This is a genomic window from Sorangium sp. So ce834, from assembly GCF_051521425.1.
Lineage (GTDB): Bacteria > Myxococcota_A > Polyangia > Polyangiales > Polyangiaceae > Sorangium > Sorangium cellulosum_D.
In genome coordinates, this window is record NZ_CP150351.1 from 1,279,591 (window position 1) to 1,305,722 (window position 26,132).

At 72.2% G+C, this 26,132-nt stretch carries 21 protein-coding genes; 15 read left to right on the plus strand and 6 right to left on the minus strand.

Going from position 1 to position 26,132, the window contains the following annotated elements:
* Nucleotides 1-3: 3 nt before the first annotated feature.
* Nucleotides 4-1,134: a beta-ketoacyl-ACP synthase III gene (locus WMF20_RS04720; protein ID WP_437611062.1), complete on the minus strand. Its 1,131-nt coding sequence runs from the start codon at nucleotides 1,132-1,134 to the stop codon at nucleotides 4-6.
* A gap of 218 nt (nucleotides 1,135-1,352) precedes the next feature.
* On the opposite strand from WMF20_RS04720, the gene WMF20_RS04725 reads away from it, so the two are divergent.
* The 5 genes from WMF20_RS04725 to WMF20_RS04745 all read left to right on the plus strand — a co-directional run bounded on the left by WMF20_RS04725 (nucleotide 1,353) and on the right by WMF20_RS04745 (nucleotide 7,031).
* Nucleotides 1,353-1,526, plus strand: a complete 174-nt coding sequence (locus tag WMF20_RS04725; RefSeq protein ID WP_437611063.1) for a hypothetical protein — start codon at nucleotides 1,353-1,355, stop codon at nucleotides 1,524-1,526.
* A gap of 124 nt (nucleotides 1,527-1,650) precedes the next feature.
* Nucleotides 1,651-2,709: a 3-keto-5-aminohexanoate cleavage protein gene (locus WMF20_RS04730; protein WP_437611064.1), complete on the plus strand. Its 1,059-nt coding sequence runs from the start codon at nucleotides 1,651-1,653 to the stop codon at nucleotides 2,707-2,709.
* Between the two features lie 27 nt (nucleotides 2,710-2,736).
* Entirely contained in the window at nucleotides 2,737-3,717 is a 981-nt protein-coding gene (locus tag WMF20_RS04735) for a quinone oxidoreductase family protein (protein WP_437611065.1), read from the plus strand.
* Nucleotides 3,718-3,773: 56 nt separating this feature from the next.
* Entirely contained in the window at nucleotides 3,774-4,679 is a 906-nt protein-coding gene (locus WMF20_RS04740) for a TauD/TfdA dioxygenase family protein (protein ID WP_437611067.1), read from the plus strand.
* 72 nt (nucleotides 4,680-4,751) lie between these two features.
* Nucleotides 4,752-7,031 carry a hypothetical protein gene (locus WMF20_RS04745; protein WP_437611069.1) on the plus strand — a complete coding sequence of 760 codons (2,280 nt, stop codon included), beginning with the start codon at nucleotides 4,752-4,754 and terminating at the stop codon, nucleotides 7,029-7,031.
* A gap of 138 nt (nucleotides 7,032-7,169) precedes the next feature.
* On the opposite strand, the gene WMF20_RS04750 is transcribed toward WMF20_RS04745, so the two are convergent.
* Entirely contained in the window at nucleotides 7,170-8,510 is a 1,341-nt protein-coding gene (locus WMF20_RS04750; RefSeq protein ID WP_437611071.1) for an MFS transporter, read from the minus strand.
* A gap of 228 nt (nucleotides 8,511-8,738) precedes the next feature.
* On the opposite strand from WMF20_RS04750, the gene WMF20_RS04755 reads away from it, so the two are divergent.
* From WMF20_RS04755 to WMF20_RS04770, 4 genes are all read left to right on the plus strand, one after another.
* On the plus strand, nucleotides 8,739-9,977 hold the full coding sequence (locus WMF20_RS04755; RefSeq protein ID WP_437611072.1) for a YncE family protein: 1,239 nt from the start codon (nucleotides 8,739-8,741) through the stop codon (nucleotides 9,975-9,977).
* Nucleotides 9,978-10,438: 461 nt separating this feature from the next.
* A complete protein-coding gene (locus tag WMF20_RS04760; protein ID WP_437611073.1) occupies nucleotides 10,439-12,526 on the plus strand; it encodes an arylsulfatase in 2,088 nt (695 codons plus the stop codon).
* 92 nt (nucleotides 12,527-12,618) lie between these two features.
* Nucleotides 12,619-14,901, plus strand: a complete 2,283-nt coding sequence (locus WMF20_RS04765) for a multiheme c-type cytochrome (RefSeq protein ID WP_437611075.1) — start codon at nucleotides 12,619-12,621, stop codon at nucleotides 14,899-14,901.
* A 91-nt stretch (nucleotides 14,902-14,992) separates the two neighbouring features.
* Nucleotides 14,993-15,625 carry a MarC family protein gene (locus WMF20_RS04770; protein WP_129573200.1) on the plus strand — a complete coding sequence of 211 codons (633 nt, stop codon included), beginning with the start codon at nucleotides 14,993-14,995 and terminating at the stop codon, nucleotides 15,623-15,625.
* Nucleotides 15,626-15,650: 25 nt separating this feature from the next.
* On the opposite strand, the gene WMF20_RS04775 is transcribed toward WMF20_RS04770, so the two are convergent.
* From WMF20_RS04775 to WMF20_RS04785, 3 genes are all read right to left on the minus strand, one after another.
* Nucleotides 15,651-16,073 (minus strand): PAS domain-containing protein, encoded by a 423-nt coding sequence (locus WMF20_RS04775; protein ID WP_437611078.1) that lies wholly within the window; start codon nucleotides 16,071-16,073, stop codon nucleotides 15,651-15,653.
* Nucleotides 16,074-16,220: 147 nt separating this feature from the next.
* On the minus strand, nucleotides 16,221-17,129 hold the full coding sequence (locus tag WMF20_RS04780; RefSeq protein WP_437611080.1) for an NmrA family NAD(P)-binding protein: 909 nt from the start codon (nucleotides 17,127-17,129) through the stop codon (nucleotides 16,221-16,223).
* Nucleotides 17,126-17,578, minus strand: coding sequence for a nuclear transport factor 2 family protein (locus WMF20_RS04785; protein WP_437611082.1), 453 nt, complete (start codon nucleotides 17,576-17,578; stop codon nucleotides 17,126-17,128). Before WMF20_RS04785 ends, WMF20_RS04780 begins: the two co-directional genes overlap by 4 nt.
* Before the next feature lie 136 nt (nucleotides 17,579-17,714).
* Here WMF20_RS04785 and WMF20_RS04790 point away from each other — a divergent pair, with 136 nt between their 5' ends.
* The 5 genes from WMF20_RS04790 (at nucleotide 17,715) to WMF20_RS04810 (ending at nucleotide 23,105) form a co-directional block, all read left to right on the plus strand.
* On the plus strand, nucleotides 17,715-18,653 hold the full coding sequence (locus tag WMF20_RS04790; protein ID WP_437611084.1) for a helix-turn-helix domain-containing protein: 939 nt from the start codon (nucleotides 17,715-17,717) through the stop codon (nucleotides 18,651-18,653).
* Between the two features lie 392 nt (nucleotides 18,654-19,045).
* Nucleotides 19,046-20,155: a leucine-rich repeat domain-containing protein gene (locus tag WMF20_RS04795; protein WP_437611086.1), complete on the plus strand. Its 1,110-nt coding sequence runs from the start codon at nucleotides 19,046-19,048 to the stop codon at nucleotides 20,153-20,155.
* A gap of 67 nt (nucleotides 20,156-20,222) precedes the next feature.
* Nucleotides 20,223-20,411: a hypothetical protein gene (locus WMF20_RS04800; protein ID WP_437611088.1), complete on the plus strand. Its 189-nt coding sequence runs from the start codon at nucleotides 20,223-20,225 to the stop codon at nucleotides 20,409-20,411.
* Between the two features lie 326 nt (nucleotides 20,412-20,737).
* Nucleotides 20,738-21,913, plus strand: coding sequence for a CmlA/FloR family chloramphenicol efflux MFS transporter (gene cml, locus WMF20_RS04805; RefSeq protein WP_437611090.1), 1,176 nt, complete (start codon nucleotides 20,738-20,740; stop codon nucleotides 21,911-21,913).
* Between the two features lie 271 nt (nucleotides 21,914-22,184).
* Complete coding sequence (locus tag WMF20_RS04810; protein WP_437611092.1) at nucleotides 22,185-23,105, plus strand: NAD(P)/FAD-dependent oxidoreductase; 921 nt, start codon at nucleotides 22,185-22,187, stop codon at nucleotides 23,103-23,105.
* Nucleotides 23,106-23,170: 65 nt separating this feature from the next.
* On the opposite strand, the gene WMF20_RS04815 is transcribed toward WMF20_RS04810, so the two are convergent.
* Nucleotides 23,171-24,640, minus strand: coding sequence for an endo-1,4-beta-xylanase (locus WMF20_RS04815; RefSeq protein WP_437611094.1), 1,470 nt, complete (start codon nucleotides 24,638-24,640; stop codon nucleotides 23,171-23,173).
* Between the two features lie 578 nt (nucleotides 24,641-25,218).
* On the opposite strand from WMF20_RS04815, the gene WMF20_RS04820 reads away from it, so the two are divergent.
* Nucleotides 25,219-26,112, plus strand: coding sequence for a sigma-70 family RNA polymerase sigma factor (locus WMF20_RS04820; protein ID WP_437611096.1), 894 nt, complete (start codon nucleotides 25,219-25,221; stop codon nucleotides 26,110-26,112).
* Nucleotides 26,113-26,132 lie beyond the last annotated feature (20 nt).

The window sequence follows — 26,132 nt, forward strand, 5'->3', positions numbered from 1 at the left end:
GGGTCAGACGACGGTGAGCAGCATGAAGGCGATGACGCAGCGGCCGCTCTCCGGGATGAAGCCGAGGACCTGCTGGCCCGGCTGCAGATCCCGCTCCTCGATCAGCCGGTGCAGCATGAGGAGAATGGACGCGGCCCCCGTGTTCCCCTCGGAATAGAGGTTCGTGAACCAGCGAGCTTCGGGCACCATCGCGCCGGTCTTTTCGAGCAGCTTGACCATCTCCCCGCGGAGCGAGTGGGACGAGTAGTGCGCGAGGAAGTGGTCGATGGCGCCGGGCCTCAGCCGTCGCCGATCCACGAGCTCGAGGTAGTGCTTCGCCCAGACGGGGAACATGCGGTACAGCAGATCGAAGTCCTGCTTGAGGACGACGGCGCCCTGCTGCGCTGCGAGCGCAGGGCTGTCGTAGTGGCTCCAGGGCTTCCTCTCGCCGGCCCGGTTCCTGGCGGTGCCCGCGTACATGCAGGGGTCGAAGCGGTCGGCGTAGGAGCAGAGATCGATCCAGTCCACCCGCAACGAGCGGCGCCCCTCGTTCGGCCGGGTCTCCAGGAGCCAGGCGCCGGCCCCGTCGGAGAGGGTCCAGCGGAGGAACTCGGTCTCCATCAAGGCGGAGGAGCCCTCGTCTTCGTGCTCCCGACCGGCATAGAAGCCGGGCCGGAAGAAGCGGCTGGAGAGCTCGGCGGCGCAGGCCACGCCGCAGTCGTGCTCGCCCGCCTTGAGCTGGAGGTAGGCGGACTTGAACGCCATCATGCTGCTGGCACAGACGCTCTGGAAGCTGGCGATCTCCATGGGCCGCAGGCCGAGCTCGCCGTGGACCGCGCTGGCAAAGCCGGGGACGAGGAGGTCGCCCTGCGTGGTGGCCGCCGCCAGGAAAGAGAGCCGCTCCGCGGCGATCTCGCTGCGGGAGAGCGCGTCCCGGATCGCGCGAGCCGCCATGTCTGCGCCGGTGTGGAGGTGCACCCCGTCCGGCGTCACCGCATAATGACGCGTCTTGATGCCGTTCTGCCGGAGGACGAAGCGCCCGAGCCGGGAGCGCCTGTCGTCGATCTTGCCGATGTACTGCTCCATCTCGTCGTTGGGGACCGGCTTGCCAGGCAAGAAGGCGCCAGTGCTGGTGATGTAGACGGAACGATCCATGATCCCTCTCCGCGGCAGCGATGGGCTGGGAGCCCGTCACGGGCGGCCATCCACATTACCTCAGTCGCCCTCGCCGGGCCGAGGCCTAACGATGTCCGTCGGTCGCGTCCCTGCGCTCTCGCGCGCGTCCGTCTTGGCCGGAACCAGTGGGAGCATCGAGATCAGCGGCTTCGCGGGCGTCTCCTGCACTCGTGTGCCATCGCGAGCATGCGTGGACGATGCGCGTTGGTCGCGTTGATCGCCTGTGCCCTGGCTACATCGAGTCGATCCCGGGGAACGGGATCCACGACGAGATCAACACCCGCGCGGAGCTGCGCGAGCACGATCGCCCGCTTCACGATCTCATCGCCAGGTACTTCGCCGACGACGCGTGGCGGCCGCGCTGTCCCTGACAGGGGCGCCCTTGCGTTCGCAGGGGCCAGGGACCAGGGAGGACTTCACTGGCGTGCTCCAGCGCGCCGACGCGCACGACCTCGGCGCCGCCCGGTTCGACGGTGGCATGAAGCGAGGAATCCTATGAATTTTCTGGACGATTCCCTGTTTCCAGAGAACCAAGAGAAGCTCGTCATCACGGTGGCGCCGTACGGGCCGGAGTGGGAGCCGGCCGATTTCCCGGAAGACATCGCGGTGACGATGGCCGAACAGGTCCAGAAGGCCGTGGACTGTTACAACGCGGGCGCCACCGTGGTGCACGTGCACGCGCGCGAGTCGGACGGCAAGGGCTCCAAGCGGCTGTCCACGTTCAACGAGCTGCTGGCGCGCCTGCGCGACGCGGTGCCCGACATGATCCTGCAGGTCGGCGGATCGATCTCCTTCTCCCCGGAGAGCGAAGGGGAGCAGGCCAAATGGCTGAGCGATGACACGCGCCACAGGTTGGCCGAGCTCTCGCCGAAGCCCGATCAGGTCACGATCGCGATCAACACCACGCAGATGAACGTCGTCGAGCTGATGAGCGAGGACGACGTCGCCGGCAGCTCGTTCGCGCGGCCGGACGTCCACGAGGCCTACCGCGAGATGACCGTGCCGGCCGGCCCGGCCTGGGTCGAGGAGCACCTCAGGCGGCTCTCGGCGGCGGGGATCCAGCCTCACTTCCAGCTCGCCAACATCCCCCAGCTCGAGACCGTGGAGCGCCTGATCCGCCGCGGCGCCTACGCCGGGCCGCTCAACCTCACGTGGGTCGCCATCGGCGGCGGGTTCGACGGGCCGAACCCTTACAACATGATGGAGTTCATCCGACGCGTGCCCGACGGCGCCTGCCTGACGCTGGAGACCCTCATGCGGAACGTGTTGCCGATCAACACGATGGCGATCGCGATGGGGCTGCACGCCCGCTGCGGCATCGAGGACACGCTCTGGGGACGCAAGGGCCAGCGCATGACCTCCGTGCAGCAGATCGAGCAGACCGTCCGCATCGCGCGCGAGCTCGGCCGCGAGCTCGCCGACGGCAAGGAGGCCCGCCGCATCTACAAGATCGGCGAGACCTACCGGAGCGCCGACGAGACGCTCGCGAAGCTCGGCTATGCGCCGAGCCGGAAGGTGGGCGAGCGAGGGGTGCCGCTGCGCGTGGCGGCCTAGCGCCGGGGCGGCGTCCTGGGGGATTCGATGGAACATGCAGTCCGCTTCCACAAGACCGGCGGGCCGGACGTCCTCTGCTGGGAGGAGGCCGCCGTCGGCAGCCCGGGGCCCGGCCAGGTCCGGGTCCGGCACGTCGCCGTCGGGCTCAACTTCGCCGACTCCTATTTTCGCAGCGGGCTCTATCCCGTACCGCTCCCCAGCGGCATCGGGGTGGAGGCCGCCGGCGTGGTGGAGGCGGTCGGTGAGGGCGTCACGAACGTCGCGCCGGGCGACCGGGTGACGTACACCGGCTTCCTCGACACGCTCGGCGCGTACTGCACCGAGCGGATCCTGCCCGCGGCGCCGCTGATCCGGCTGCCGGACGGCATCGGCTGCGAGACCGCCGCGGCGATGACCATGCGGGGCCTCACGTCGGCTTACCTGATGCGCCGCATCTGGCCCCTCAAGGCCGGCGACAGCATCTTGCTGCACGCGGCGGCGGGCGGCGTGGGCCTGATCGTCTCGCAGTGGGCGAAGCTCCTCGACCTCGTGGTGATCGGCACGGTGTCGACCGACGCCAAGGGGGATATCGCGCGCGCCCACGGCTGCGATCACGTCATTCATTCCGGCCGCGAGGACGTGGCGAGGCGCGTGCGCGAGCTGACCGGCGGGGCCGGCGTGTCGGTCGCCTACGACGGCATCGGCAAGGACACGTTCGCCGGCTCGCTCGCCTCGCTGAGGCGGCGCGGGCTGCTCGTGTGCATGGGCACGGCCTCGGGCCCGGTCCCGCCGCTCGACGTGGCGCAGCTCGCGGCCAAAGGGTCGGTGTTCGTCACGCGCCCAGCGCTCGCAGACTACATCGCCGATCCCGCGGAGAAGGACGAGCTCGCGGGCGAGCTGTTCGGCCACGTCGCCGCGGGGCGGATCCGGATCGAGATCAACCAGCGCTACAAGCTGGAGGACGCGGCCCAGGCGCACCGTGATCTGGAGTCGCGCAGGACGACCGGATCCTCGATCTTCGTCGTTTGAGGCATGAGATCGCCTGTCGATCACCGTGCTGACGCAGGCGGAATTCGGAGGACCCAATGACCAGCTCAGCATCCACCGGATCGGCCGCCGCCCGCGCACCGGCGCGCGGATCCATCCAGGTCGAGCCGCTCACCTGCACCATCGGCGCCGAGCTCGGCGGCGTCAACCTGGCCGACGCCGCGCGCGACGACGCGCTCTTCGCGGAGATCAGGGCGCTCCTGTTGAAGCACCGGGTCCTGTTCCTGCGCGACCAGGACATCACGCGCGCGGATCATGTCGCCTTCGCGAGGCGCTGGGGCGAGCTCGAGGACCACCCCGTCGCCGGCAGCGATCCCGATCATCCGGGGTTGGTGCGCATCTACAAGGACCTGGACAGCCCGCCGGAGCACTACGAGAACTCGTATCACTGCGACGCGACCTGGCGCGAGGCGCCGCCGATGGGCTGCGTCCTGCGCTGCGTCGAGACGCCGGAGGTCGGCGGCGACACCGTCTGGGTCAACATGGTCGAGGCGTACAACCGCCTGTCCGAGCGCATCAAGCAGCGGATCGCCGGGCTCCGCGCGAGGCACAGCCTCGAGGCCACCTTCGGCGGCACGATGGCGATGGAGAAGCGCCGCGCGCTCAGGGCCAGCTACCCCGACGCGGAGCACCCCGTCGTGCGCACCCATCCGGAGACCGGCGAGAAGGTGCTGTTCGTCAACGCCTTCACCACGCACTTCGTCAACTTCCACACGCCGGACAACGTGCGCGTCGGTCAGGATTTCACGCCCGGGGCGAGCCACCTCCTGAGCTACCTGATCAGCCAGGCGGCGATCCCCGAGTATCAGGTCCGCTTTCGCTGGAGGAAGAACAGCGTCGCGATCTGGGACAACCGCTGCACCCAGCATTATGCCGTCCAGGATTACTGGCCTGCGGTGCGCAGGATGGAGCGCACGGCGATCATCGGCGACGCGCCCTACTGACCGCGGTTTGACCCGCACGCGCTACCGGGTCGACAGGCCGCCTGGCCGGGTTTACCGTACCGATCTCCCGCGATGCGAACGGCGGCGCGACCCCTGATCCGGCGACGAGCGCCCGCGCTCCCGGCGGCGCTCGCCGCGGGCCTGCTCGGCGGCGCGTGCTCGGAGGCGCCGCCGCCCCCGGCCGGCCAGGGCGGCGGCGGGCCGGGCGGCGCCGGCGCGACGTCCGTGACGACCACCTACGTGAGCGTCGGCGCTGGCTTCGGGGGCGCGCCGGAGGAGCTGCCGCACTCGTTCCTCGTGACCGGCGTGGTCACGGACGGCGCGGCGCCGCTCGAGGGCGCCATCGTGATGCAGGCCGGCGGCGCGCCGGCCCTGGTCACCGGCCCGGACGGCGCGTTCTCCGTCGAGATCACGCGCGACATCCCGGGTCAGCCGACCGTGGTCGCCGCGAAGATCGGGTATCGGACCGACGGCATCGAATTCGAGGTCCTCCCCGATGAGCCGGTGGAGATCGCCCTGCGCCGCGTGTCGCCGCCGGACAACGCGCTCGGCTACACCTACGGAGACCCGGGCGAGGGCGATCCCCACAACTCGACGCGCTTCTGCGATCACTGCCACACGACGCTCGTGGCCCAGTTCCTCGAGTCGGGGCACGTGCGGTCGGCGAAGAGCCCGCTCCTCCAGGCCGTCTACGCCGGGGTCTCGCTGGCCCACGGCGACGAGGCCTCGTGCGCGGCCGCGGGCGGGCGCTGGAAGGCCGGCCGCGTCCCGGGGACCGAGGCCGGCGTCGCGATGCGGTGTTACCTCGGGAGCGGCGTGCTGCCGGATCTCAACCCGTCCTGCGGCGGCGCGGGGCGGCCGTCGTGCGACGACCCCGCGCTGCCCGCGGCGGAGCGGCCGGCGGCGTTCGGCGCGTGCGCCGACTGCCACGCGGCGGGGATCGACGGCCCCGCGGGCGGGCGCGATCTGCTCGAGGCCACCGGCATCGCGTTCGAGAAGGGCGACCACTGCGACGCGTGCCACAAGGTCCGCGACGTCGATCTGAGCAAGCCGCCCGGGGTCGCCGGCGCCCTGATGATCCAGCGCCCGTGGGACCGGAGCTCCGCCGATCCTTCCTCGAAGCTGCTCGACGTGATGTACGGCCCGCGGCCCGACGTGCCGAACAGGTTCATGGGCGGGAGCTACCAGCCGAAGTACTCGACCTCGGAGTACTGCGGCGGCTGCCACGAGCAGAAGCAGGCGGCGCTCCTGCCGGGCGCGGCGCTCGACCCGGCGCGCTGGCCCGACGGGCTGCCGATCCACGAGACGTTCTCCGAGTGGGCCGGGAGCGCGTGGAACCGCCCCACGTCGCAGTGCCAGGCCTGCCACATGCCGGAGACCCCCTCGCTGAAGAGCAGCGTCGACGTGACGACCGAGGCGAACGCGAGCGTCTCGCTCGGCTTCGTCCGCCCGCCGGGGTCGGTCCTCTCGCACGCCTTCCTCGGCCCGCTGCAGGGCGAGCCGCCGCTCGTCCGGGACTCGGTCGAGGTCCGCGTCGCCGCCGCCTCGGTCGCGTCGGGCGAGCTCGAGGTCACGGTCGCCCTGACGAGCGAGCTCGCGGGCCACGCGGTCCCGACCGGGGAGCCGATGCGCGCGCTCGTGCTCCTCGTCGCCGCGGATGCCTGCGGCGCGCCCATGGCGCCGTCGAGCGGCATGACCGTGCACGACACGGGCGGCGCGCTCGCGGAGGCGCGCGTGGGCCAGGGCGCGCAGCTGACCGGCGCGGCGCTCGCCTGGCCGGAGGGCGCGGCGCGCGCGAGGGCAGGGGACGTGGTGCGGGTCGTCCGCCCGACCGGCGCGTACGACGATTACACCGGCGTCGGCCGCTTCGCGGATCCGTCGCTCGACGCGGCCGCCAAGGGGCTCGAGATCCGCGCGCCGGTCGGCGAGGCGCGGGTGGTCGAGGCGGGCGGCGGCGCGATCGCGCTGAGCGGCGCGATCCCGGCGCAGGACGGGGACATCGTTTACCTCGGCGCGCCGCTGCCCGCGGCCCCGGTCGATGTCGAGCGACCGGCGGCCGCGTTCGCCGGCGCCGCGGGCTACACCTTCGCCAAGGTGCTCGTGGATCCGGCGGGCGCGCGGCACGCGCCGCAGCACCGCGCCGTCGACATCGCCAGCGACAACCGCATCCCGCCGGGGCACGTCGCGGTGACCTCGCACGGCTTCGCGGTCCCCGCGGGCTGCTCGGGGACGGCGAACGTCACGGCCACGCTGCTCTACCGCCCCGTCCCGCTCACCCTCGCGCGCGAGCGGGGCGTCGACGCGCGCGATTACGTGGTGGACGCGGCGTCGTGGCCGGTGCCGCTCGACTGAGCGGCGCGGGCGGCGCAGCGCGCCTGTGATCCGAGTGGTCACAGCCTACCTCGGCCGAGGCGGCGCGGCGGTATGGGTCATCCGGGCGATCCGAGATGCTGTCGAGCCCTGGCGCCTGGCTCTCGGAGCGCGCTTCTCCTACTCCTTGGCCGACGACGTCATCTCGGTGGTCTGGCCCAGGGCCTCGGCGATCTCGGGCAGGATGCCGAGCCGCACGTAGATCGGCCGGGTGAGCCGCCGCAGCTCCGGCAGCTTGCGCACGAACACGCCGACCGCGGCGAGCGTCGCGACGCCGCCCCACAGCACGGTCGCCGGCGCGCCGATGCGGCCGCCCAGCCAGCCGGCGATCAGGCTGCCGAACGGGGCCATGCCGAAGAAGGCCATCGTGTAGAAGCTCATCACGCGGCCGCGCTTGTCCTCCTCGACGATCGTCTGGAGGAGCGTGTTGCTGGCCGCCATCTGCACCATCATGCCGCCGCCGATGATCGCCAGCAGCGGCGCCGACAGCCACACCGAGCGCGAGAACGAGAACCCCACGAGGCCCAGGCCGAACAGCGCGCCGGCGATCGACAGCGCGCGCCCGAGCCCGAGGACGCTGCGCCGCGAGGCGAGCCAGAGCGCCCCGGTGACCGCGCCGACCCCCGACGCCGCCATGAGCAGCCCGAGCGTGTTCGCGCCCCCGTGCAGCACCTCGCCCGCGAACACGGGCATCAGGATCGTGTAGGGCATGCCGGTCAGGCTCACCAGGGCGAGCAGCAGCAGGATCGCGCGGATGGGCGGGAACGAGGACACGTAACGAAACCCCTCGCGCAGGTCGGCGAGGACGTGGCCGCGCTTGGCTTCGCGCCTCTCCGGGCGGGTGATGCGCATCGCGAGGAGCGATGCGATGACGGCGAGGTAGCTGATGGAGTCGATGGCGAAGCACCAGCCCTCGCCCACGGCGGCGATGAGCACGCCGGCGATCGAGGGGCCGAGCAGCCGAGCGCCGTTGACCATCGAGGAGTTCAGCGCGATGGCGTTGGAGAGGTCCTCGCGCGCCTCCACCATCTGGACGACGAACGCCTGCCGCGCCGGGGTGTCGAAGGCGTTGATCACCCCCTGGAACGCGGCCAGGACGAGGACGTGCCACACGGTGATGGTGCCCGTGAGCGCGAAGACGGCGAGCAGCGCCGATTGCACCATCGCCATCACCTGCGTGATCACGAGGACGCGGTGGCGGTCCCAGCGATCGACGAGGACGCCGGCGATCGGGGCGATGAGGAACGTGGGTATCTGGCCGGCGAACCCGACGATGCCGAGGAGCAGCGCGGAGTTCGTGAGGCGGTAGACGAGCCAGCTCGTGGCGACGCGCGTCAGCCATGTGCCGATGAGCGACGCGCCCTGTCCGAAGAAGAAGAGGCGGTAGTTGCGGTGCCGCAGCGCGCGCCCCATCACGGCGAGCGTCGAGTCGTTGGGAGCCGTGCGAGCGGGTGAAGTCACGAGGCGTGAGCCTAGCACCGGGGCTCGGCGCGGCGCCGGCCTGGGCGGCCGAGTGCGCCCGTGGCAGCGCAATTTCGCTCCCCGGGTGCAGCGCCTCGCGGCTGCCGGCCGCCCGGCGCCACGGCGCGCGCGGGCGGGCGGATCCGTGATACGGCGAGCCGCGTCCAGCGCGGGCGGCTGCTAGGATGCGGAGGGGCCGGGCTGGCGGCGCTCGTCTCGAGGTCATCCATGGTCATCGCGCGATTCCTGGGTTGCGCGCTCGCGGCGGCGACGCTGGCGAGCTGCAGCGACCCCGATCCCATCATCGAAGTTCGCTACGGTGCTTACGAGGGCGACCCCTATCCGAACCGGCGTCCGGAGATCGTGATCCCGGACGGCGGAATGGGCGTGGTGACCGATAGCCTCTCCGATACCATCTCCCTCATCGCGCTCGAGACCGGCGAGCGGTTCGGCGTCCGCCCCGTGGGCCGCGAGCCCGTGACGATCGATGGGCCTCACCGCGTGGCCGTGGACGCCGCGGGCGGCGCGCTCTACGTCGCGCTGTCGTACCCCGACACCGCCGGCTCGACCGGCCCCCACGCGGTGCACGGCGGGAGCGCGGTGGCCGGCTATGTCCAGAAGCTCGCGCTCGACGACCTGCGCATCCTCGGGCAGGTGCGCGTCGAGGCCAACCCGGGCGACCTCGCGATCTCGGAGGACGGCGGGCGCGTGGTGGTCTCTCATTTCGATCTCAAGCGCGCGCTCGACAACCCGGAGGACCTCGAGGCGGCCCGCTCGTCGCTCGCGATCGTGGATCCGGACGCGGTCTTGCCCCATGGCTCGGCCGAGCCGACGCGCATCCCGGTCTGCAAGGCCGCGAACGGGATCGCCCTCTCGCGGCCGGACGGCGCCCGGGCCTACGTCGCCTGTTATGGCGACGACGCCCTCGCGATCGTCGACCTGACGGACCCGGACGCCGAGGTGAAGCTCGTCCCCGTCGGGCCGCCCCTCCCGTCCGACGCCCACGCGTCGTCCTACGGGCCCTACGCCGCCGTCATGTCGCCCGATCAGAAGACCATCGCCGTGAGCAACACGGATAGCAGGGATGTGCGCTTCTTCGATGTCGCGTCGGGGACGTTCGACGAGTCCAAGACGATCCTCACGATCGGCGCGCCCTACTTCGCCGCATGGACCGCTGACGGGAGCGCCATCTACGTGCCGACGCAGGTCCCCGACACGATCGCGCGGATCGGCATGGCCCCGGACGACCGCAGCGCCGTCTCCCGGAACATCAGCGAGGAATGCGTGAGGCCGCACCTCGCGGAGCTCGACGAGGAGCACGGGCTCTTCATCGTCTGCGAGGGCGACAAGACCGTGACGCCGGGCAAGGTGCTCCGGCTCGATCCCGAGACGCTGGAGACGCGCAGCGAGGCCGAGGTGGGCCTCTTTCCCGACGCGTTCGCGCGCGTCGCGGCGGGGGCGCGATGAGGGCCCGACGGCGCCACCGGCAACCCGGGCAGCTGGCCGATCGGCTCGGGGCGCGAAAATCGTCTTGTATAACGCCATGGTTTCCGTTATAGCGGACGCATGTCTCTTTCCCTCGTTGCCGCGCGGACGTTCGGTTCTCGCCTAGGGGCCCCAGGCGCGTGGCGTCGAACGAGCGCTTGCCCTTGTCGCTGTAGTTAGCCGCATGCGCCGTGGCGCGAGCTGCGGCGAGGAGAACAGCGAGGCAGCGCGCCCGTGTTCACGGCGACGCGCCACGCTGTCGAGCGTCGTGACGGCCGAGCCACGCGGCTCGTCACCGTCGGAGTCCGCCCATCTCGTGGCGCGCCGGCTGAGCTTTGGCCAGCGCGCGAACGAGGCGTCCCTTCGGGATAAGGGCGGGAGCTCGCTTCCGACGACGTTCGACTCCGGCATGCGGCGCTTTCAGCACTCCTGAGGAGACAGGTATGAAGCGGCTTTTCGGACGTCATCAATGGATTGGTTCGGCGCTCGCGAGCGGGCCCTGGTTGTTTGCCGTGCTGCTCGGCCCGATCGGCTGCGGGAGCGACGACGACTCGGGCAGCGGCGGCAGCGCCGGTCACGCCGGCACCTCGAGCAGCGGGACGGGCGGCGCCGGCGGCGGGACGGGCGGCGCCGGCGGCGGTGGCGGCTCGGGTGAAGCTGGCGCGGCGGGCGAAGGCGGCGGCGGTGCAGCGGGCTCGGGCGGCGCCGGCGGGCAAGGCGGTGCAGTGGGCTCGGGCGGCGCTGGCGGGGAAGGCGGTGCCGCAGGCGGAGGCGGCGCCGGCGGGCAAGGCGGTGCCGCGGGCGGAGGCGGCGCGGGCGGGGAAGGCGGTGCCGCGGGCGGAGGCGGCGCGAGCGGAGAAGGCGGTGCAGCGGGCTCGGGCGGCGCTGGCGGGGAAGGCGGTGCCGCGGGCGGGGGCGGCTCGGGCGGAGGCGGCGCGGGCGGGGGCGGCACGGGCGCCGAGTTGCCCAACATCGTCACCATCGTGGCCGACGATCTGGGCTTCTCGGACCTCGGCGCGTTCGGCGGCGAGATCAGCACCCCGAACCTGGATACCCTCGCCGCCGAAGGCCGCATCCTCACCGGGCACCGCTCCGGATCGCTGTGCGCGCCCACCCGCGCGATGCTGGTCTCCGGCACCGACAGCCACTCCGTCGGGCTGGGTCGCATGGGCGGCGGCACTGGACCGCAAGCCGGGCAGCCCGGCTACGAGGGCCACCTGACCGACAACGCGCTGTCCGTCGCCGAGATCCTGAAAGACGCCGGTTACCACACGTACATCGCCGGCAAGTGGCACCTCGGCGACGACGAGGATCAGAGCCCGCCGGCGCGCGGCTTCGAGAGATCGTACGTCCTGCTCGGCGGCGTGGCGGCGTTCTTCAACGAGTACGCCGACCCGCCGACGACCGCGCAGACTCGGCTCTATCGCGAGGACGGCGTGCACACGCAGCCGCCGCGCGGCTTCTATGCGACCGAGCTCTACACGGACAAGCTCATCCAGTACATCGAGAGCAACCGCGCCGACGGCAAGCCGTTCTTCGCGTTCGCGACGTACACCGCGCCGCACTGGCCGCTCCAGGCGCCGCCCGAGTACATCGACAGGTACCGCGGCCGCTACGACGCGGGCTACGACGCCATCCGCGAGCAGCGCCTCGCGCGGCTCAAGAGCCGCGGCATCATCCCCGAATCGTTCACGCCGAACCCGCGCTTGCCGAGCGACGGCACCAATCCGAAGACCTGGGAGCAGCTGACCCCGGAGGAGCGGATCTACGAAGCGCGGCGCATGGAGATCTACGCCGCCATGGTCGAGAACCTCGACGCCAACATCGGCAGGTTGATCCAGTACCTCAAGCGGGTGGGCGAGTACGAGAACACCTTCATCTTCTTCCAGTCCGACAACGGCGCGGAAGGTGGCAATCGCGAGGGCTTCGCCGCGAGCGACCCGAGCCGCTCCGGGCCGGTGGTGAACACGCTCGAGAACCTGGGTCGACCGGGCTCGTACATCGGCGTCGGGCCCCGCTGGGCCGAGGTGAGCGCCACGCCGTTCCGGCTGTGGAAGAGCTACACGACCGAAGGCGGCGTCGCCGTTCCGGCCATCGCACGCCTGCCGGGACAGCACCACGCCAAGCCGCAGTTCGACGGGACCACGCACGTGGTCGACTTCCTGCCGACCGTGCTCGAGCTGGCCGGTGTGCCCAATCCGGGGAGCACCTACAAGGGCAGGGAAGTCGTGCCGATCAGCGGGCGCTCGATCCTGCCGGTGCTCGACGATCGGGCGACCGCCGTGCGCGCGCCCGGTGAGGCGTTGATCTGGGAGCACGGAAACCACCGCTACGTGATCCGCGACAACTGGAAGCTCTTGTGGCTCGGCGCGCCCTACGGCCCGACGCCGCGCGCCTGGACGCTGTACGATCTGGCCACCGACCGCGGCGAGATCAACGACGTGTCCGCGGCGCATCCGGAGGTGGCGGCCGAGCTCGCCGCCGCGTGGACGCAGTACGCCAAAGGCCGCCGCGTCATCCTCACCGAGTAGATCTCCGATCAAACGCGCACCGCGCCGCACGCGAGACCCGGGCGCCTCCGCACGATCCGAGCCTCGCGGCGGCGCTCGCCTCCGCTCCGCCCATGGCTGACTCCCGATCCGTTCGCTGGTGGCCCATCGCCGCCCTGATCCTGGCGCTCGCCGGGATCGTGGTCTGGCGCGCGCCTACCGGCGCGTCCTCCCTCACGCCGGCCGACGCCTCCACGGCGAGCGCTCCGGGGGCGGCGCACGGCGACGCCGCGGAGGCCTCGTCGGTTTCCGCACGGCCGGCAGGCCCGGCGGAGCGCTCGCCGGAGCGCGCAGCGGCCGACTTCGTCGGCAGCGACCGCTGCGCGCCCTGCCACGCCGAAGAGCACGCCGCGTGGCGGGGCTCGCAGCACGCGCGGGCCATGCAGCACGCGAGCGCCGCCACCGTGCTCGGGGATTTCGAGGGGGCGCGCCTGCGTTACGCCGGGCAGGTCCACCGCTTCGATCGCCAGGACGGCAAATACTGGGTCACCACGGACGGCCCCGACGGCCAGCTGCACCGCTACGAGGTGCTGTACACCTTCGGCGTCGAGCCGCTCCAGCAGTACCTCGTCGCCGGCCCGGGCGGGCGCTTGCAGGCGCTGCCGTTCGCGTGGGACGCGCGCCCCCGAGCGCGCGGCGGGCAGCGCTGGTACCACCTGCACGAGCGCGACAGCGTGCGCGCGGGCGACGTGCTGCACTGGACCGCCGCCAGCCAGAACTGGAATCACATGTGCGCCGAGTGCCACTCGACGCACGTCACGAAAGGATACGACGCGGCCGAGGACCGCTTCACCACCACCTGGTCCGAGATCAGCGTCGGCTGCGAAGGCTGCCACGGCGGGGGCGCGCGCCACCTCGACTGGGCCGAGGCGCGGCCGCCGGACCCCTCGAAGGGCCTCGACGTGCGCTTCGACGAGCGCCAGAACGCCACGTGGACGCGGCTGCCCAGCGGCACCGCGCGGCGCGACAAGGGCCCCTCGAGCGGCGCCGAGAGCGCCACGTGCGCGCTCTGCCACAGCCGCCGCGAGAGCCTCTCGCAGCCGTTCCGGCACGGCGCCCCGCTGCTCGACAGCGTCGCGCTCGAGCTGCTGACCGCGCCCTTCTACACGCCCGACGGCGTGATGAGCGACGAAGTCTTCACCTACGGATCGTTCCAGCAGAGCAAGATGGCGAACGCCGGCGTGACGTGCAGCGATTGCCACGAGCCGCACTCCGGCCGCCTGCGCGCCGAGGGCAACGGCGTGTGCGCGTCCTGCCACGAGCCGGCGCGCTTCGATGTCCCCGAGCATCACCACCACGCCGCGAACGCCGCCGCCGCGCCCGGCGCGCCCGGCGCTCCGCGCTGCGTCGATTGCCACATGCCGGCGCGCACGTACATGGGCGTCGACGTCCGTCACGATCACGGCTTCCGCGTGCCTCGGCCGGATCTCTCGGTCCGCCTCGGGATCCCGAGCCCATGCGCCGACTGCCACGCGCAGAAGCCCGCGAGCTGGTCCGCCGACGCGGTGCGAGCCTGGCTCGGCCGCCCGGCGCAGGGCTACCAGGGGTACGCCGAGGCCTTCGCGCGCGCGCGCGCCGCGCCCGGCGACCCGGACGCCGCCGCCGAGCTCCAGCGGATCGCGGAGGACCGCGCCCTCCCCGCCATCGCGCGCGCCACCGCGCTCGCCTCGCTGCGCGCCGCCCCGACGGCCGCGTCGCTCGCCGTCCTCCGCGCCGCGCTCGCCGATCCCGACCCGCTGCTCCGGCGCGCTGCGCTCAGCGCGCTGGAGGGCCACGACCATCGCCGCATCGCCGCCGTCGCCGCGCCGCTCCTCGCCGATCCGGTGCGCGGCGTGCGCGTCGAAGCCGCGCGCCTGCTCGCGGGCGTCGACCTCGGCGCCTTGCCCGAGCGCGCCGCGCAGCACCTGGACGGGGCGTTGCGCGAGTACATCGCCACGCAAACCCTCCACGCCGATCGCGCCGAAGCCCAGAACAATCTGGGGCTCGTCTTCTCCCGCACCGGCAAGGCGCGCGACGCCGAGCAGGCCTACCTCGCCGCGCTCCGCATCGAGCCCGGCTACGTCCCCACCTACGTGAACCTCGCCGACCTCTATCGCGTGCTCGGGCGCGACGCGGACGGCGTCGCGCTGCTCCGGCGCGGCATCGCCCGCCTCCCCGAGCAGGCCGAGCTGCTCCACGCGCTGGGCCTCGCCCTGGTCCGGCAAGGCCACCGAGACAACGCGCTCGAGCCGCTGAAACGCGCCGCCGAGCTCGCGCCCGAGCAGGCGCGCTTCCAGATCGTCTACCAGGCCGCGCTGGCCGCCTTGCGGCCATCCGGCCCGGCGCCTCACGCCCAGCCCCCTCTCGGGCGGCCATGAGCTCCCTGGCCGCGCGTCCGCGCCGCTAGCGCGGTCGCCGACGATGTGGGAGAGCGTCAGGCCCGCGGGAGCCGCGACGCGTCCGGTGAGCATGGCCAATTACGTCTCGGTCTTCCTCGTGTCGCTGTCGGCGATCTTCTTCGTCGTGGATCCCATCGGCATCGTGCCGCTGTTCCTGACGATGACCGCCGGCGATCCCCCGGAGAAGGTGCGGCGCACGGCGCGGCGGGCGTGCGCCGTCGCCGGCGGGCTCATGCTCTTCTTCGCGCTCTTCGGCGGCGTCATCTTCAAGGTCTTCGGCGTCTCGCTGGGCGCGTTCCGCGTCGCGGGCGGCCTCCTCTTGCTCGTCACGGCGCTCGACATGCTGCGCGCCCGCTCCTCGGCGACGCGCACCACCCCGTCCGAGCAGCAGGAAGGCATCGAGAAGGAGGACGTGGCGCTCGTGCCGCTCGCCATGCCGCTGCTGGCCGGGCCGGGCGCCATCGCCACGGTGATGGTGCTGATGGCGCGCGGGGGCGACGACCCCGTGTCCATGGCGCTGGTGCTCGCCAGCGTGGCCATCACCTTCGCGGCCTCCTACCTCGTGCTGCGCGGCGCCGGGCTCGTGCAGCGGGCGCTCAAGGCGTCCGGCGTGGCCGTGCTCGAGCGCGTCATGGGCCTCATCCTGGCCGCCATCGCCGTGCAGTTCATGGCCGATGGCGTGAAGGAGCTCTGGCGCGGGTGACGGCCGCGCGGCGCGGCGCCGCGGATCACGTCGAGGGCTCCCCCGTGGAGCGGGGGCCCCGGAGCAGCTCACACCTCCGCTGCGCATAGACGGCCTCCGAGATGCAGGTCGTGAAGCAGCGCGTGTGGACGAACCGGCCGTCGCGCCGGAAGATGTTCGAGTTGATCAGCACGTGCCTCACGCTGCCGTCCTTGGCGAGCAGGCGGGCGGGATAAGAGAGCAGCTGGCCGGCGCTCGAGAGGGCGCTCAGGATGCGGTCGATCGCGTCCCTGTCGACATGGAATTCCGCGATATGACGGTCGATGTACTCGTGGGGCGCGTAGCCGAGGAGCTCGAGCTCGAGCTTGTTCGCCCACAGGATCTTCCCGCTCGCGTCGACCAGGTGGACGCCCAGGGAGGCGTTGTCCAAGAAATCCTGCCAGTCCTCGAAACGACTCTCTGCATGCATGATCCAGCGGGGCAGTCTGCCAGTCCCAGCACGACCGACAAGGGTGGAGTCGGCGGGGGCGAGCGGTGGAGTCCGCGCCGCGAGGGCGGCGGCCGGCCGGGCCGGCGCGCGCTCTCCGCGGCTCGGCCCGGTCCGGCCGGCGGGCGGCTACGCGGCCGGGCCGTCGCGGCGCGCGGCGGGCGCACCGCGGAAGACGTGCGCGTGGGCGCGCGCGAGGTCGCGGAAGGCGCGCGGCGCGCGGCCGGTCACGCGCTGCACGGTGTCGGTGACGCGGTCCTCGGCGCCGTCGCGGATGGCGAGGTCGAGCCGCACGAGGAACGCGGCGTAGGGCGCGGGCATCCCCGAGCTCACGAGGTACGCGAGGGCGGCGTCCTCGTCGGCGCGGACGTGGCGTATCGGCCGGCCGGCGACCTCGGACAGGATGGCCGCCACGTCGTCGTGGCTGAGCGCCTCCGGACCGGTGATGACGTGCGCGGTGTCGTGGGGCGCCTCGTCGAGCAGCGCGCGCGCGGCGACCTCCGCGATGTCCTCGGCGTCGACGAAGCCGACGCGGCCGCCGCCGGCCGCGGTCGTGATCTCGCCGGGCCCGGCGATCCCCGCCCAGCGCGCGTGGCGCGGATCGACGAAGTTCTGCATGAACCACGACGGCTGGAGCACGGTCCACTCCGGCGCGCGCTCGCGGAGCGCGCGGTGGACGAGGCCGAGGCCGGCGCTCCCCTCCGGCACGACCGACGCGCTGAGCAGCACGAGGCGGCGCACGCCGCCCGCGAGCGCGCGCTCGACGAAGGGCACCATGAGCGTCGAGGGGTCCTCGACCAGCGCGGGCGCCAGGAGGTACGCGCGATCGACGCCGCGGAGCGCCTCCTCGTGCGTCGCCGGGTCGGCCCAGTCGAAGCGCGCGTGCTCCACGCCCTCGCGGCCGGCGGGCGCCGTGCGGCTCGCGACGCGGACGCGCGCGCCGGCGGCCTCGATCCGCGCGGCGATTGCTCGCCCGGTGGTGCCCGTCCCGCCGATGACGAGGACGCGCGGCCCGCCGCGCCCTGCGCGCGCGCTCACGGCGCCACCTCCCCACGCGCGGCGACCTCGCCGAAGGCCTCGAGGACGAGCGCTGGATTCCAGTACTCGCGGTACCGCACGATCTTGCCGTCCCGCGTGGCGACGATCATCACGTAATTCTGCTCGTAGCGCTTGCCCGCGGGCAGGATGGTCGCCGAGCCGTGCACCTCGGCGATCGCGACGTCAGGGTCGGTCGTCGGATACCGCCGCGCGTCCAGGAGCGACAGGTCGCGGAAGCGCTCCAGGATGCCCTCGAAATAGCGCCGGATGGCCGGTTTGCCCTCGAATCGGCCCGGCACGCCGAGCCCGGTCGCATACGGGAACTCCACGATGGCGTCGTCGGCGAAGAGGTCGAGCCATCGCTGGGTGTCTCGGCCGATGAGGTCGAGGTGGGCGTCGAGCGCCTGCGCGGCGTCGAGCGGGCGGGGGTGCTGCAGAGGGTGAGTCATTCAAGGCCCCTTTCTTTCGTGGTGTCGACGGGGGGCAGCGTAGCCAGGCGGCGATCTCCGCGCGTCCGGCTCTCGGATCCGCGCGTCCACTTCGGCAGTGGCGGGGCCCGGCGCGTGCGGTAGAGTCGTGCTCACCATGTCTGCCGCGCTCGACGAGCTGGCCCGGAGCGTCGCGCTCCGCGAGACCGAGGTGATGCGCTTCGCGCTCGGCGAGCGCTGGGGCAAGCGGCAGCCGGCGCAGCGCGCGTCCGCCCGGGTGTACGCGGCCAGGCGCGGCGGCGGGTGCATCGATGTGGCGCGGCGGCGCCTCGCGTTCGGCGCGGGAGAGCTCGTGTTCCTCCCGCGGGCCGACGCGCACGCGATCCGCGATCGGCCGACGACGTCGCTCGCGCACCCGGAGGCCCTCTGCCGCGGGATGCACGCCGTGGCCGAAGGCGCCCTGGCGACGGAGGCCCCCGCGGACACGCACCTCGTCATCGTCGACCTGCACCTCGACGCCGCGGGCGCCCCGTGGCTCGCGCTGTTGCCGCCGGCGGTGCACGTCACGGGCGTGACGCCGGGGCTCGCGCGCTGGCTGACCGAGACGCTCGCGCTGCTCGCGGGCGCGCCGGACCTGTCGCCCGCGCTGCGCCGCTCCGTCGGCGAGACGTGGGCGCACGCGCTGTTCGCGAGCGCGCTGCGCGACCCGGCGGCGTCGCTGCCGCGGGCCGAGGCGCTCCGGGACGAGCCGGTCGTGGCCGCGCTCGCGCGGGTGCGCGCCTCGCCCGAGCGCGCGTGGGAGCTCGGGGAGCTCGCGCGCGAGGCCGGGCTCTCGCGCTCGGCGTTCGCGGCGCGCGCGACGGCGCTCCTCGGCGAGCCGCTCGGCCACCACGTGCGCCGGCTGCGCCTCCAGCGCGCCGCGGTGCTGCTCGGGGAGACGACGCTCCCGGTGAAGCTCGTCGCCGCGCGCGTCGGCTACGACAGCGAGCCCGCGTTCGCGCGGGCCTTCGCGCGGGCCCACGGCGTGAGCCCCGTCGGGTACCGGCAGGCGAGGCGGCGAGGGGACGACACGCTCGCGGTCCGCCGCGCGGGGTGATCGCGGCGGAAGCGCCGGGGATCGGCGCGACCGGGCTCACGCCGATCCGGAGCCGGACACCGGCGCTCACGCGCCGGCCGGCTGCGTGGTGGCACGCTGGCACGCTGGCACGCTGGCACGCTGGCACGCTGGCACGCTGGCACGCTGGCACGCTGGCGCGTGAATCCGCCGGGGCGCGCTCCCGCTCGCGCGCCTGACGCTCTCGCTCGCGCGCCCGCGCGCTCCCGCCGGGCCCAGCGCGCCTCCGGGCCGGAGCGACGCGCAGGCGCGTATGGCACCCCTCATGCTTCGAGATCTGCGCTTCCTTCCCGTGCAGCTTGCTTGCCGACTCCTCGCGCCCGTGGGGAAGGCGCTCTGGTTGGCTTCTTACATCGTGAGGGGATATGTACAGCGTGAGCGGTGTCGAACGTTGGTTGGGAATCGCGCTTTTGGCAGGATCGGCGGGTACAGGGTGCGGGTGGGTCACCGTTGATCCGGTCCCCGGTGCGACCGGTGCGGGGGATCCGCCTGGTGTCACGACAGGGGAGGGCGCGGGCGGGTCAACGGACCCCGGAGAGGAGCCGGGGGCAGGCGCCGGCGGCAACGGCGGCGGCGCCGGCGGTAGCGGCGGTGTGGATCCAGTCGGCGCGGGGGGGGCCGGCGGCAGCGGCGGTGCCGCCGGCAGCGGCGGTGCCGGCGGCGACGAGGCGTGCGCCGGACCGCTGGAGATCGCCGACCCGGTGCTCGAGGCGGCGCTGCGCGAGGCCGTGGGGAAGCTGGAAGGCCCGATCCTCCCGGCCGACGTCGCGTCGCTCACGTCCCTTGACGTCTCCTTCCGCGGCGTGAAGGAGCTCTCCGGCATCGAGTGCGTCCGCTCCCTCACGGCGCTGAGCGTCGTCGGCAACCTCGTGGAAGATCTCAGGCCGCTGTCCTCGCTCACGGAGCTGCGCTTTCTCGACGTAGCGGCGAACCTGATCGAGGACGTCGCGCCGCTGTCCTCGCTCATCCAGCTCGAGCAGCTGAACCTGAGCGACAACATCATCTCGGACGTCGCCGCCCTCGGCTCGCTGACGAACCTGTTCACGCTGTGGCTCAGCTTGAATCCGATCGGCGACATCGGTCCGATCGGCTCGCTGGTCAATCTCGATCAGCTGTATGTCAGTTACTCCCCCATCTCGACGCTCGAGCCGCTGGCTGGCCTGAAGGCGCTGAACGTCCTCGTGGCGGTCGACGCGGGGATCAGCGACGTCTCGTCCCTGTCGACCCTGACCAATCTGCGCCAGGCGCTCCTCGCGAGCAACCGCATCTCCGACCTGTCTCCGCTCTCGAATCTTCCTCTCCTCTTCAACGTCGAGGTCCCGAACAACTCGGTGTCCGACCTGTCGCCCCTCGTCGACAGCCCTAATTTCGGCAGAGGGTACCACGTGAACGTGTACGGCAACCCGGTCGACTGCGACGCCCAGGCGAGCAACATCGCGGAGCTCAGGGCGCGTGGAGTGCACGTCACCTCGAGCTGTCCGTGACACCGCCCCCGCGCGGCCGATGCGATGACGCCTGTGCGCCTGCACGCTCAGCCCGGACGAGCGCGCCGTGGCGTACCCGAAGGGCGCGTACGTCCTCCACCAGGGCGCGCTCTACGAGGCGCTCGAGGAGAGCCAGGGCAAGCAGCCCGACCAGCACCCCGACGCGTGGCGCGCGCTCCCGCCCCCCGCGGATGAAGCCCGCCTGAGCGCTGGCTCGCCGCACCAGGGCCTCGGCGTCCGCTGGCCGCCCCCGTGACGCGAGCGCGGGTCATCGCCGCATGGCCGCCGAGGGCGGCCGGGGTCGAGCCCTCGTGATCCCTCGACGAGCCGCTCGATCACCGCTATTCTCTCGCCGCCTGCAAGAAGGCAGGCCAAGGTGTAAGGATGGATACAGCCCAGTCAGACGATTGAGCCGCAGCAACCCCTGAAATCGTTGCTGCGGCCATCTGCTCTCGATCGTCCGACGCGTGCCGTCCTGGAGGCAGATCGCCGCCGAATGTCCACCATTTGCGCGGGTGTATCGTCGTGCCTCGAAATCTGCCAACACATTGGAATCTCTCGCTGTCCGCAGCGCTGCTGCTGATGGCCCCGTTCGATCTCTTGGCCTCGCTGGCCATGGATGTCTATCTGCCGGTGGTGCCGAGCATGCCAGGCATCCTCGGCACGTCGCCGTCGGTCGTTCAGCTGACGTTGAGCCTCTACATGGTCGTCCTGGGCGCGGGACAGCTCGTGTTCGGGCCGATCTCGGACAGGATGGGTCGACGGCCGGTCCTGCTCGGCGGTGCTGCCTTGTTTGCCGCCGCGTCGTACCTGCTCGCGGGCACCGAGTCCGCCGCGGCGTTCGTCGCCCTCCGCGTCCTCCAGGCGCTGGGCGCGGCCGCGGCGCTCGTCGCGACGTTCGCGACGGTGCGCGACGTCTACGCGGAGCGCGCCGAGGGGGCGGTGATCTACAGCCTGTTCGGCTCGATGCTGGCGTTCGTGCCCGCGCTCGGGCCCGTCATCGGCGCCCTGCTCGCGGACCATTTCGGCTGGCGTGCGATCTTCGTCGCGCTCGGCGCCGCCGCCACCGCGGCCGCGCTGAACGCGGCGCCGACGTGGCACGAGACGCGGCCCCCGAACGCCTCGAGGCCGCGCGCGGCGTTCGGCGAGATCCTGGCGGACGCCTCGTTCTGGACCTACACGCTCGGCTTCAGCGCGGCCATGGGCGCGTTCTTCGTCTTCTTCTCGACGGCGTCGCGCGTCCTGATCGATCGAGCAGGCTTCTCGCAGCTCGCCTTCAGCCTCCTGTTTGCCACGGTCGCGCTCGTCATGATCGCGACGACCCGGTTCGCAAAGCGCTTCGTGGCGCGATGGGGGAAGGCCGGGAGCCTCGTCCGCGGGATGGGAATGCTGCTCCTCGGAGCCGCGCTGCTTGTCGTCGGGCAGGTGATCGCCGCCCCGTCGTTCTGGACGTTCGTCCCGCCCATGTGGCTCATCGCGATCGGCATCGTCTTCGCGAATTCGGTGGCGGCCAACGGCGCGCTCCAGCGCTTCGGTCACGTCGCCGGCACCGCGACCGCGCTCTACTACTGCATCGAGAGCCTCATCGTGGGGATCGTCGGAACGACGCTGGTCGTCCTGCTGCCCGGGGACACGGCATGGCCGCTCTCGGCCTATTGCACGCTCATGGCCGTGGTCGTGCTGGGCCTCGTCCGGCGGGTGGAGCGGTCCCCGGCGACCGCCGTCTCGCCGGCTCCGGCGCGCGCTCGCGAAACGTAAGATATCTCGTCAGCGGGAGGAGGAGCCCCTCCTCCTCCCGCTCCAGCCGACTCCCATCGAAAACCTCGTCGATCGGACCGAAAACCCCGCCCTTCAGGGGCTCGGCGCGGGGAGCTACGACGGGGACATGGCGAACGAGACCGACGACCCGCTGCTCACGCGACGCGCGTGGCTTCAGGCGAGCGCGGCGCTCGGCACCGCCCTGGCCGTCCCGGGCTGCGCATCGGGTTGCGGAGCTTCGCGACCACCATCCTCTGCGAGGAAAGCCAACATGTCATACGACGTCGTCATCGTGGGAGGCGGCCCCGCCGGGCTCTCCGCCGCTCTGGCCCTCGGCCGCGCGCGCAAGCGTGTCCTGCTCTGCGATGCGGGGGCTCGCAGGAACGCGGCTGCCGAGCACATCCACAACTTCGTCACGCGCGACGGGACGCCGCCGGACGAGTTCCGGGCGATCGGCCGCCGAGAGCTCGCGACGTACCCGAACGTGGAGGCGCGCGACCTGCGGGCAGAGGCCATCGCCGGAAAACGTGGCGCATTCCAGGTCACCTCGGCGGCGGGCACCGTCGAGGCCCGCCGGGTCCTCCTCTGCACCGGGCTGATCGACGAGCCGCTGGCCATCGAGGGGTTCCGCGAGCTGTGGGGTCGTTCGATCCTTCAATGCCCCTATTGCCACGGATGGGAGGTCCAGGACCGGAGGTGGGGCTACCTGGCGCGAGGGGCGCAGTCGCTCCATTTCCCGCTCCTCTTGCGTGGATGGACGCGAGACGTCGTGGTCTTCACGAGCGGAGCGTTCGACGTCCCGGCGGACGTCCGCGCCCGCTTCAGCGCCGCGGGGATCCGCGTCGAGGCGCGGCCTGTCGCGCGCCTCGTCGCGCGCGAGGATCGGCTGGAGAGCGTCGAGCTCTCGGACGGCGCGGTGATCCCGTGCGAGGTGCTGTTCGCCCATCCACCGCAACGCCAGGTGGGCCTGGTCCGGGCGCTGGGCGTAGCCCTCGACGACGACGGCTTCGTGCAGGTCGACCCGGTGAGCCGCGAGACGTCCATCCCCGGCGTTTATGCGGGCGGGGATCTCGTGTCACGAATGCAAGGGGCGACCCTCGCGGCGGCGTCCGGGGTGCAGGCCGCGGCGATGCTCAACCACGAGCTCACGGCGGCGCTGGCGACCAGTGGCGGGCCATCAGGGCGGGAATGAGGAGTCCCCATGCTCGCCCGGACGGCCCGCGAGGTCGGGGCACGCGGCGGCCGGCCCGCGGCTGATCAGCGGCCGAGGAAGCCCATGAGCCAGCTCATGGCCGGCCGCATGGTGCCGTTCGAATGCTGGATGCCCGTGTTGTCCCGCCAGGTGGCGCCGACGATGTAACCCCACAGCGTGATGCCCTTCACGGAGGGGTGGTTCCAGAACATCGTGAACTGCTCCTCCATCACCCTCTTCTGCTGGTTGTCGTCCGCGATGCCGATGTCGTACTCAGTGATGTACACGGGCTTGCCCAGCGACGCGAGCTTGTCGATGTACCCCTTCACGGTGTTCGTGTTGAGCTTGTAGGCGTCGTGGGCCTGCGCGCCGAGCGCGTCGACCGGGGCGCCCGCGTTGATCACCGCCCGCGCGATCCGCATGAAGTTCTGGTGATCGTTCTCGTACTCGATGTTGTTGTAGTCGTTGAGGATCAGGACCGCGTTCGGGCAGAACTCGCGGGCCCACTTGAAGGAGTTGACGATCCAGTCGTAGCCGCTGGCGCCGTCGCCGCCGATGCCGTTCTTGTAGGAAGGCGTGGTGTGGGGCGGCGGCTCGTTCACGACGTCGATGTACTTCGTGTCGGGGTAACGCGCGCAGAACGCCCGCATCCAGTCCCTCACGGCCGCCTGCTGATCCGAGCCGGAGAGCCCTCCGAGCCAGCTGGGTTGCTGGGCACCCCACACGAAGGTGTGCTGCTTGAACACGATGTTGTTCGACTTCGCGTAGTTGTAGATCCGGTCGAGCGCGCTCCAGTCTCGCACGCCGCGGCTCCGCTCGACGGAGCCCCACTTGCCCTCGTTCTCGGGCGTGATCTGGTTCCAGTACCTCGCGAAGCCGTCACGCACGCTGCCGTTCGTCGTGATGTTGCCCACGAACTTCCCGGTGGTGCCACCGCCGGAGCCGCCCCCGCCGCCGGAGCCACCCGAGCCGCCCGCGCCGCCGCCGCCGCCGGCGCCGCCGGCGCCGCCGGCGCCGCCCGCGCCGCTGCTCGACGAGGAGCTCGACGACGAGCTCGAGCTGCTGCTCGACGAGCTGCTCGACGACGAGGTGGTCGTGCCGGTGCCCGTGCCTCCGTTGCCGTTGACCGAGACGATCGTCGGCTTCCCGGTGCCGTTCGCGCAGAACCCGAACGACGTCGACTGGCCCGCGTTCAGCGTCCCGTTGTAGCTCTCGTTGGTGACGGTCAGCTGCCCGCCCCCCGCGGCCGAGGAGCGCGCGTTCCACACGTTGGCCACCGTCGAGCCGTTGAGCCCGACGACAAGGCCCCAGGAGGTGGACCGGCCGGTGCTCGTGTTCGTCACCGTCACGTTCGCGCAGTAGCCGCTGCCCCACTCCGACTGGAGCGCGAGATCCGCCTTCATCGTGTTGTCCGCGCTGCTCGCCGCGGACTCGGACGCCTCGCTGTCCTCCAGGTCAGCAGGCTCGATGGCGCAGGCGAGCAGGCCGCACGCGAAGGAGAGGGACACAGCGCCAAGCAAGCGATCGATACGCATCAAGATTCTCCATGATCCGGACGGACGGGCCTCAGGCTTCTGTTCAAGATGGATAAGTAAACCAGAAGCGCCTGCGTGCCCCACCGCCCATGGACCGGGGCAGCATGATTCCCGGCCAGAGCTTGTTCACCACGACCGCGTGCACCCATTTGCACGGGTCGTATGCCCGGTCACACCGTGGCTGTCGAGGCGAGTCTTGCGTGGACATGCCCGGTGCGAGATGGGCCCGAGCATGTCATGTGATTAAAGCACGCAAGCGCGAGCCGAAGTCAAGCGCGTTTCGACGATTTATCGTACAGCCATGTTGCAGTCACGGGTCTTTGGGAGAAAGGAGCGTCAATCGCCAACTGCAGCTGATTTTGCCGTACAGCCATGTTGCACTGACGGGCTCTCGACGGAACGATGTGCACTCGCTCCGAGCGCCTCCGCGCGGCGGGGGAGCGCGCGAAAGACGGCCGAGCTCTCCACGGCTCGTCGCTGCGCGATCGGCTCCCGACATCACCTACCGACGACGGCTCTCGACGTTGCGCCGTCCTTTCACGAGGTGTATGACGAGCCGCGACGACGAAAGGTGACCGATGATCAGTCAGGCCGAGCTGGCCGAGCAGCTCGACCGGGCCCGCAGCCACCTGCGGGCGGTCGCGTTCCGCATGCTCGGCTCGGTGGACGAGGCGGAGGACGCGGTGCAGGAGGTCTGGCTGCGCGCCAGCCGCGCCGACGCCAGCGCCGTCGCCAACGTGACGGGATGGCTGACCACGATCCTCGGCCGCGTCTGCCTCGACATGCTGCGCGCGCGCCGGCGCCGGGGCGAGGAGCTCACCGAGAGCGGCGAGCTCGATCAGGTGGTGGACCACGGCGGGTCGCCCGGCCCCGAAGACGAGGCGGCGCTGGCCGACGCCGTCGGGCTCGCGCTGCTCGTGGTCCTCGACACGCTCGGGCCCGCCGAGCGCGTCGCCTTCGTGCTCCATGACCTGTTCGCCGTGCCGTTCGACGAGATCGCCGCGATCGTCGGCCGGTCGCCGGCCGCCGCGAAGAAGCTGGCGAGCCGCGCCCGCCATCGCGTGCGCGGCGGGGCCGCGGCGCCCGCCGCCGAGCTCGCCGGGCATCGGGAGGTCGTGGAGGCCTTCCTCGCCGCCTCGCGCGCCGGCGATCTGGGCGCGCTGCTCGCGGTGCTGGCCCCGGACGTCGTCCGGCGCGCCGATCGCGCCGCGCTGCGGGGAGGCGCGGAGGCCGAGGTGCGCGGCGCCCGGCGCGTCGCCGAGGAGACGGCCACCAACGCCGGTCGGGCGCGCTTCGCCCGGCCCGCCCTCGTGAACGGCGCCGTCGGCGTCGTCGTCGCCCCGCGCGGGCGGCTGCAGCTCGTCCTCGAGGTCGCCATCGAGGGCGGTCGGGTCGCCGCGATCGACGTGATCGGCGAGCCGGCCCGCCTCCGCCAGCTCCGGCTCGCGGTCGTCGACGCCGCGCCGCCGTGACGGGCCGAGCAGGCCGGGCA

What these genes read in the sequence shown, in the direction of transcription:
- WMF20_RS04720 (WP_437611062.1), bottom strand. Translation starts at nt 1,134, where the DNA reads ATGGATCGTTCCGTCTACATCACCAGCACTGGCGCCTTCTTGCCTGGC.
- WMF20_RS04725 (WP_437611063.1), top strand. Translation starts at nt 1,353, where the DNA reads ATGCGCGTTGGTCGCGTTGATCGCCTGTGCCCTGGCTACATCGAGTCG.
- WMF20_RS04730 (WP_437611064.1), top strand. Translation starts at nt 1,651, where the DNA reads ATGAATTTTCTGGACGATTCCCTGTTTCCAGAGAACCAAGAGAAGCTC.
- WMF20_RS04735 (WP_437611065.1), top strand. Translation starts at nt 2,737, where the DNA reads ATGGAACATGCAGTCCGCTTCCACAAGACCGGCGGGCCGGACGTCCTC.
- WMF20_RS04740 (WP_437611067.1), top strand. Translation starts at nt 3,774, where the DNA reads ATGACCAGCTCAGCATCCACCGGATCGGCCGCCGCCCGCGCACCGGCG.
- WMF20_RS04745 (WP_437611069.1), top strand. Translation starts at nt 4,752, where the DNA reads ATGCGAACGGCGGCGCGACCCCTGATCCGGCGACGAGCGCCCGCGCTC.
- WMF20_RS04755 (WP_437611072.1), top strand. Translation starts at nt 8,739, where the DNA reads ATGGTCATCGCGCGATTCCTGGGTTGCGCGCTCGCGGCGGCGACGCTG.
- WMF20_RS04760 (WP_437611073.1), top strand. Translation starts at nt 10,439, where the DNA reads ATGAAGCGGCTTTTCGGACGTCATCAATGGATTGGTTCGGCGCTCGCG.
- WMF20_RS04765 (WP_437611075.1), top strand. Translation starts at nt 12,619, where the DNA reads ATGGCTGACTCCCGATCCGTTCGCTGGTGGCCCATCGCCGCCCTGATC.
- WMF20_RS04770 (WP_129573200.1), top strand. Translation starts at nt 14,993, where the DNA reads ATGGCCAATTACGTCTCGGTCTTCCTCGTGTCGCTGTCGGCGATCTTC.
- WMF20_RS04775 (WP_437611078.1), bottom strand. Translation starts at nt 16,073, where the DNA reads ATGCATGCAGAGAGTCGTTTCGAGGACTGGCAGGATTTCTTGGACAAC.
- WMF20_RS04785 (WP_437611082.1), bottom strand. Translation starts at nt 17,578, where the DNA reads ATGACTCACCCTCTGCAGCACCCCCGCCCGCTCGACGCCGCGCAGGCG.
- WMF20_RS04790 (WP_437611084.1), top strand. Translation starts at nt 17,715, where the DNA reads ATGTCTGCCGCGCTCGACGAGCTGGCCCGGAGCGTCGCGCTCCGCGAG.
- cml (WP_437611090.1), top strand. Translation starts at nt 20,738, where the DNA reads ATGGCCCCGTTCGATCTCTTGGCCTCGCTGGCCATGGATGTCTATCTG.
- WMF20_RS04810 (WP_437611092.1), top strand. Translation starts at nt 22,185, where the DNA reads ATGTCATACGACGTCGTCATCGTGGGAGGCGGCCCCGCCGGGCTCTCC.
- WMF20_RS04815 (WP_437611094.1), bottom strand. Translation starts at nt 24,640, where the DNA reads ATGCGTATCGATCGCTTGCTTGGCGCTGTGTCCCTCTCCTTCGCGTGC.
- WMF20_RS04820 (WP_437611096.1), top strand. Translation starts at nt 25,219, where the DNA reads ATGATCAGTCAGGCCGAGCTGGCCGAGCAGCTCGACCGGGCCCGCAGC.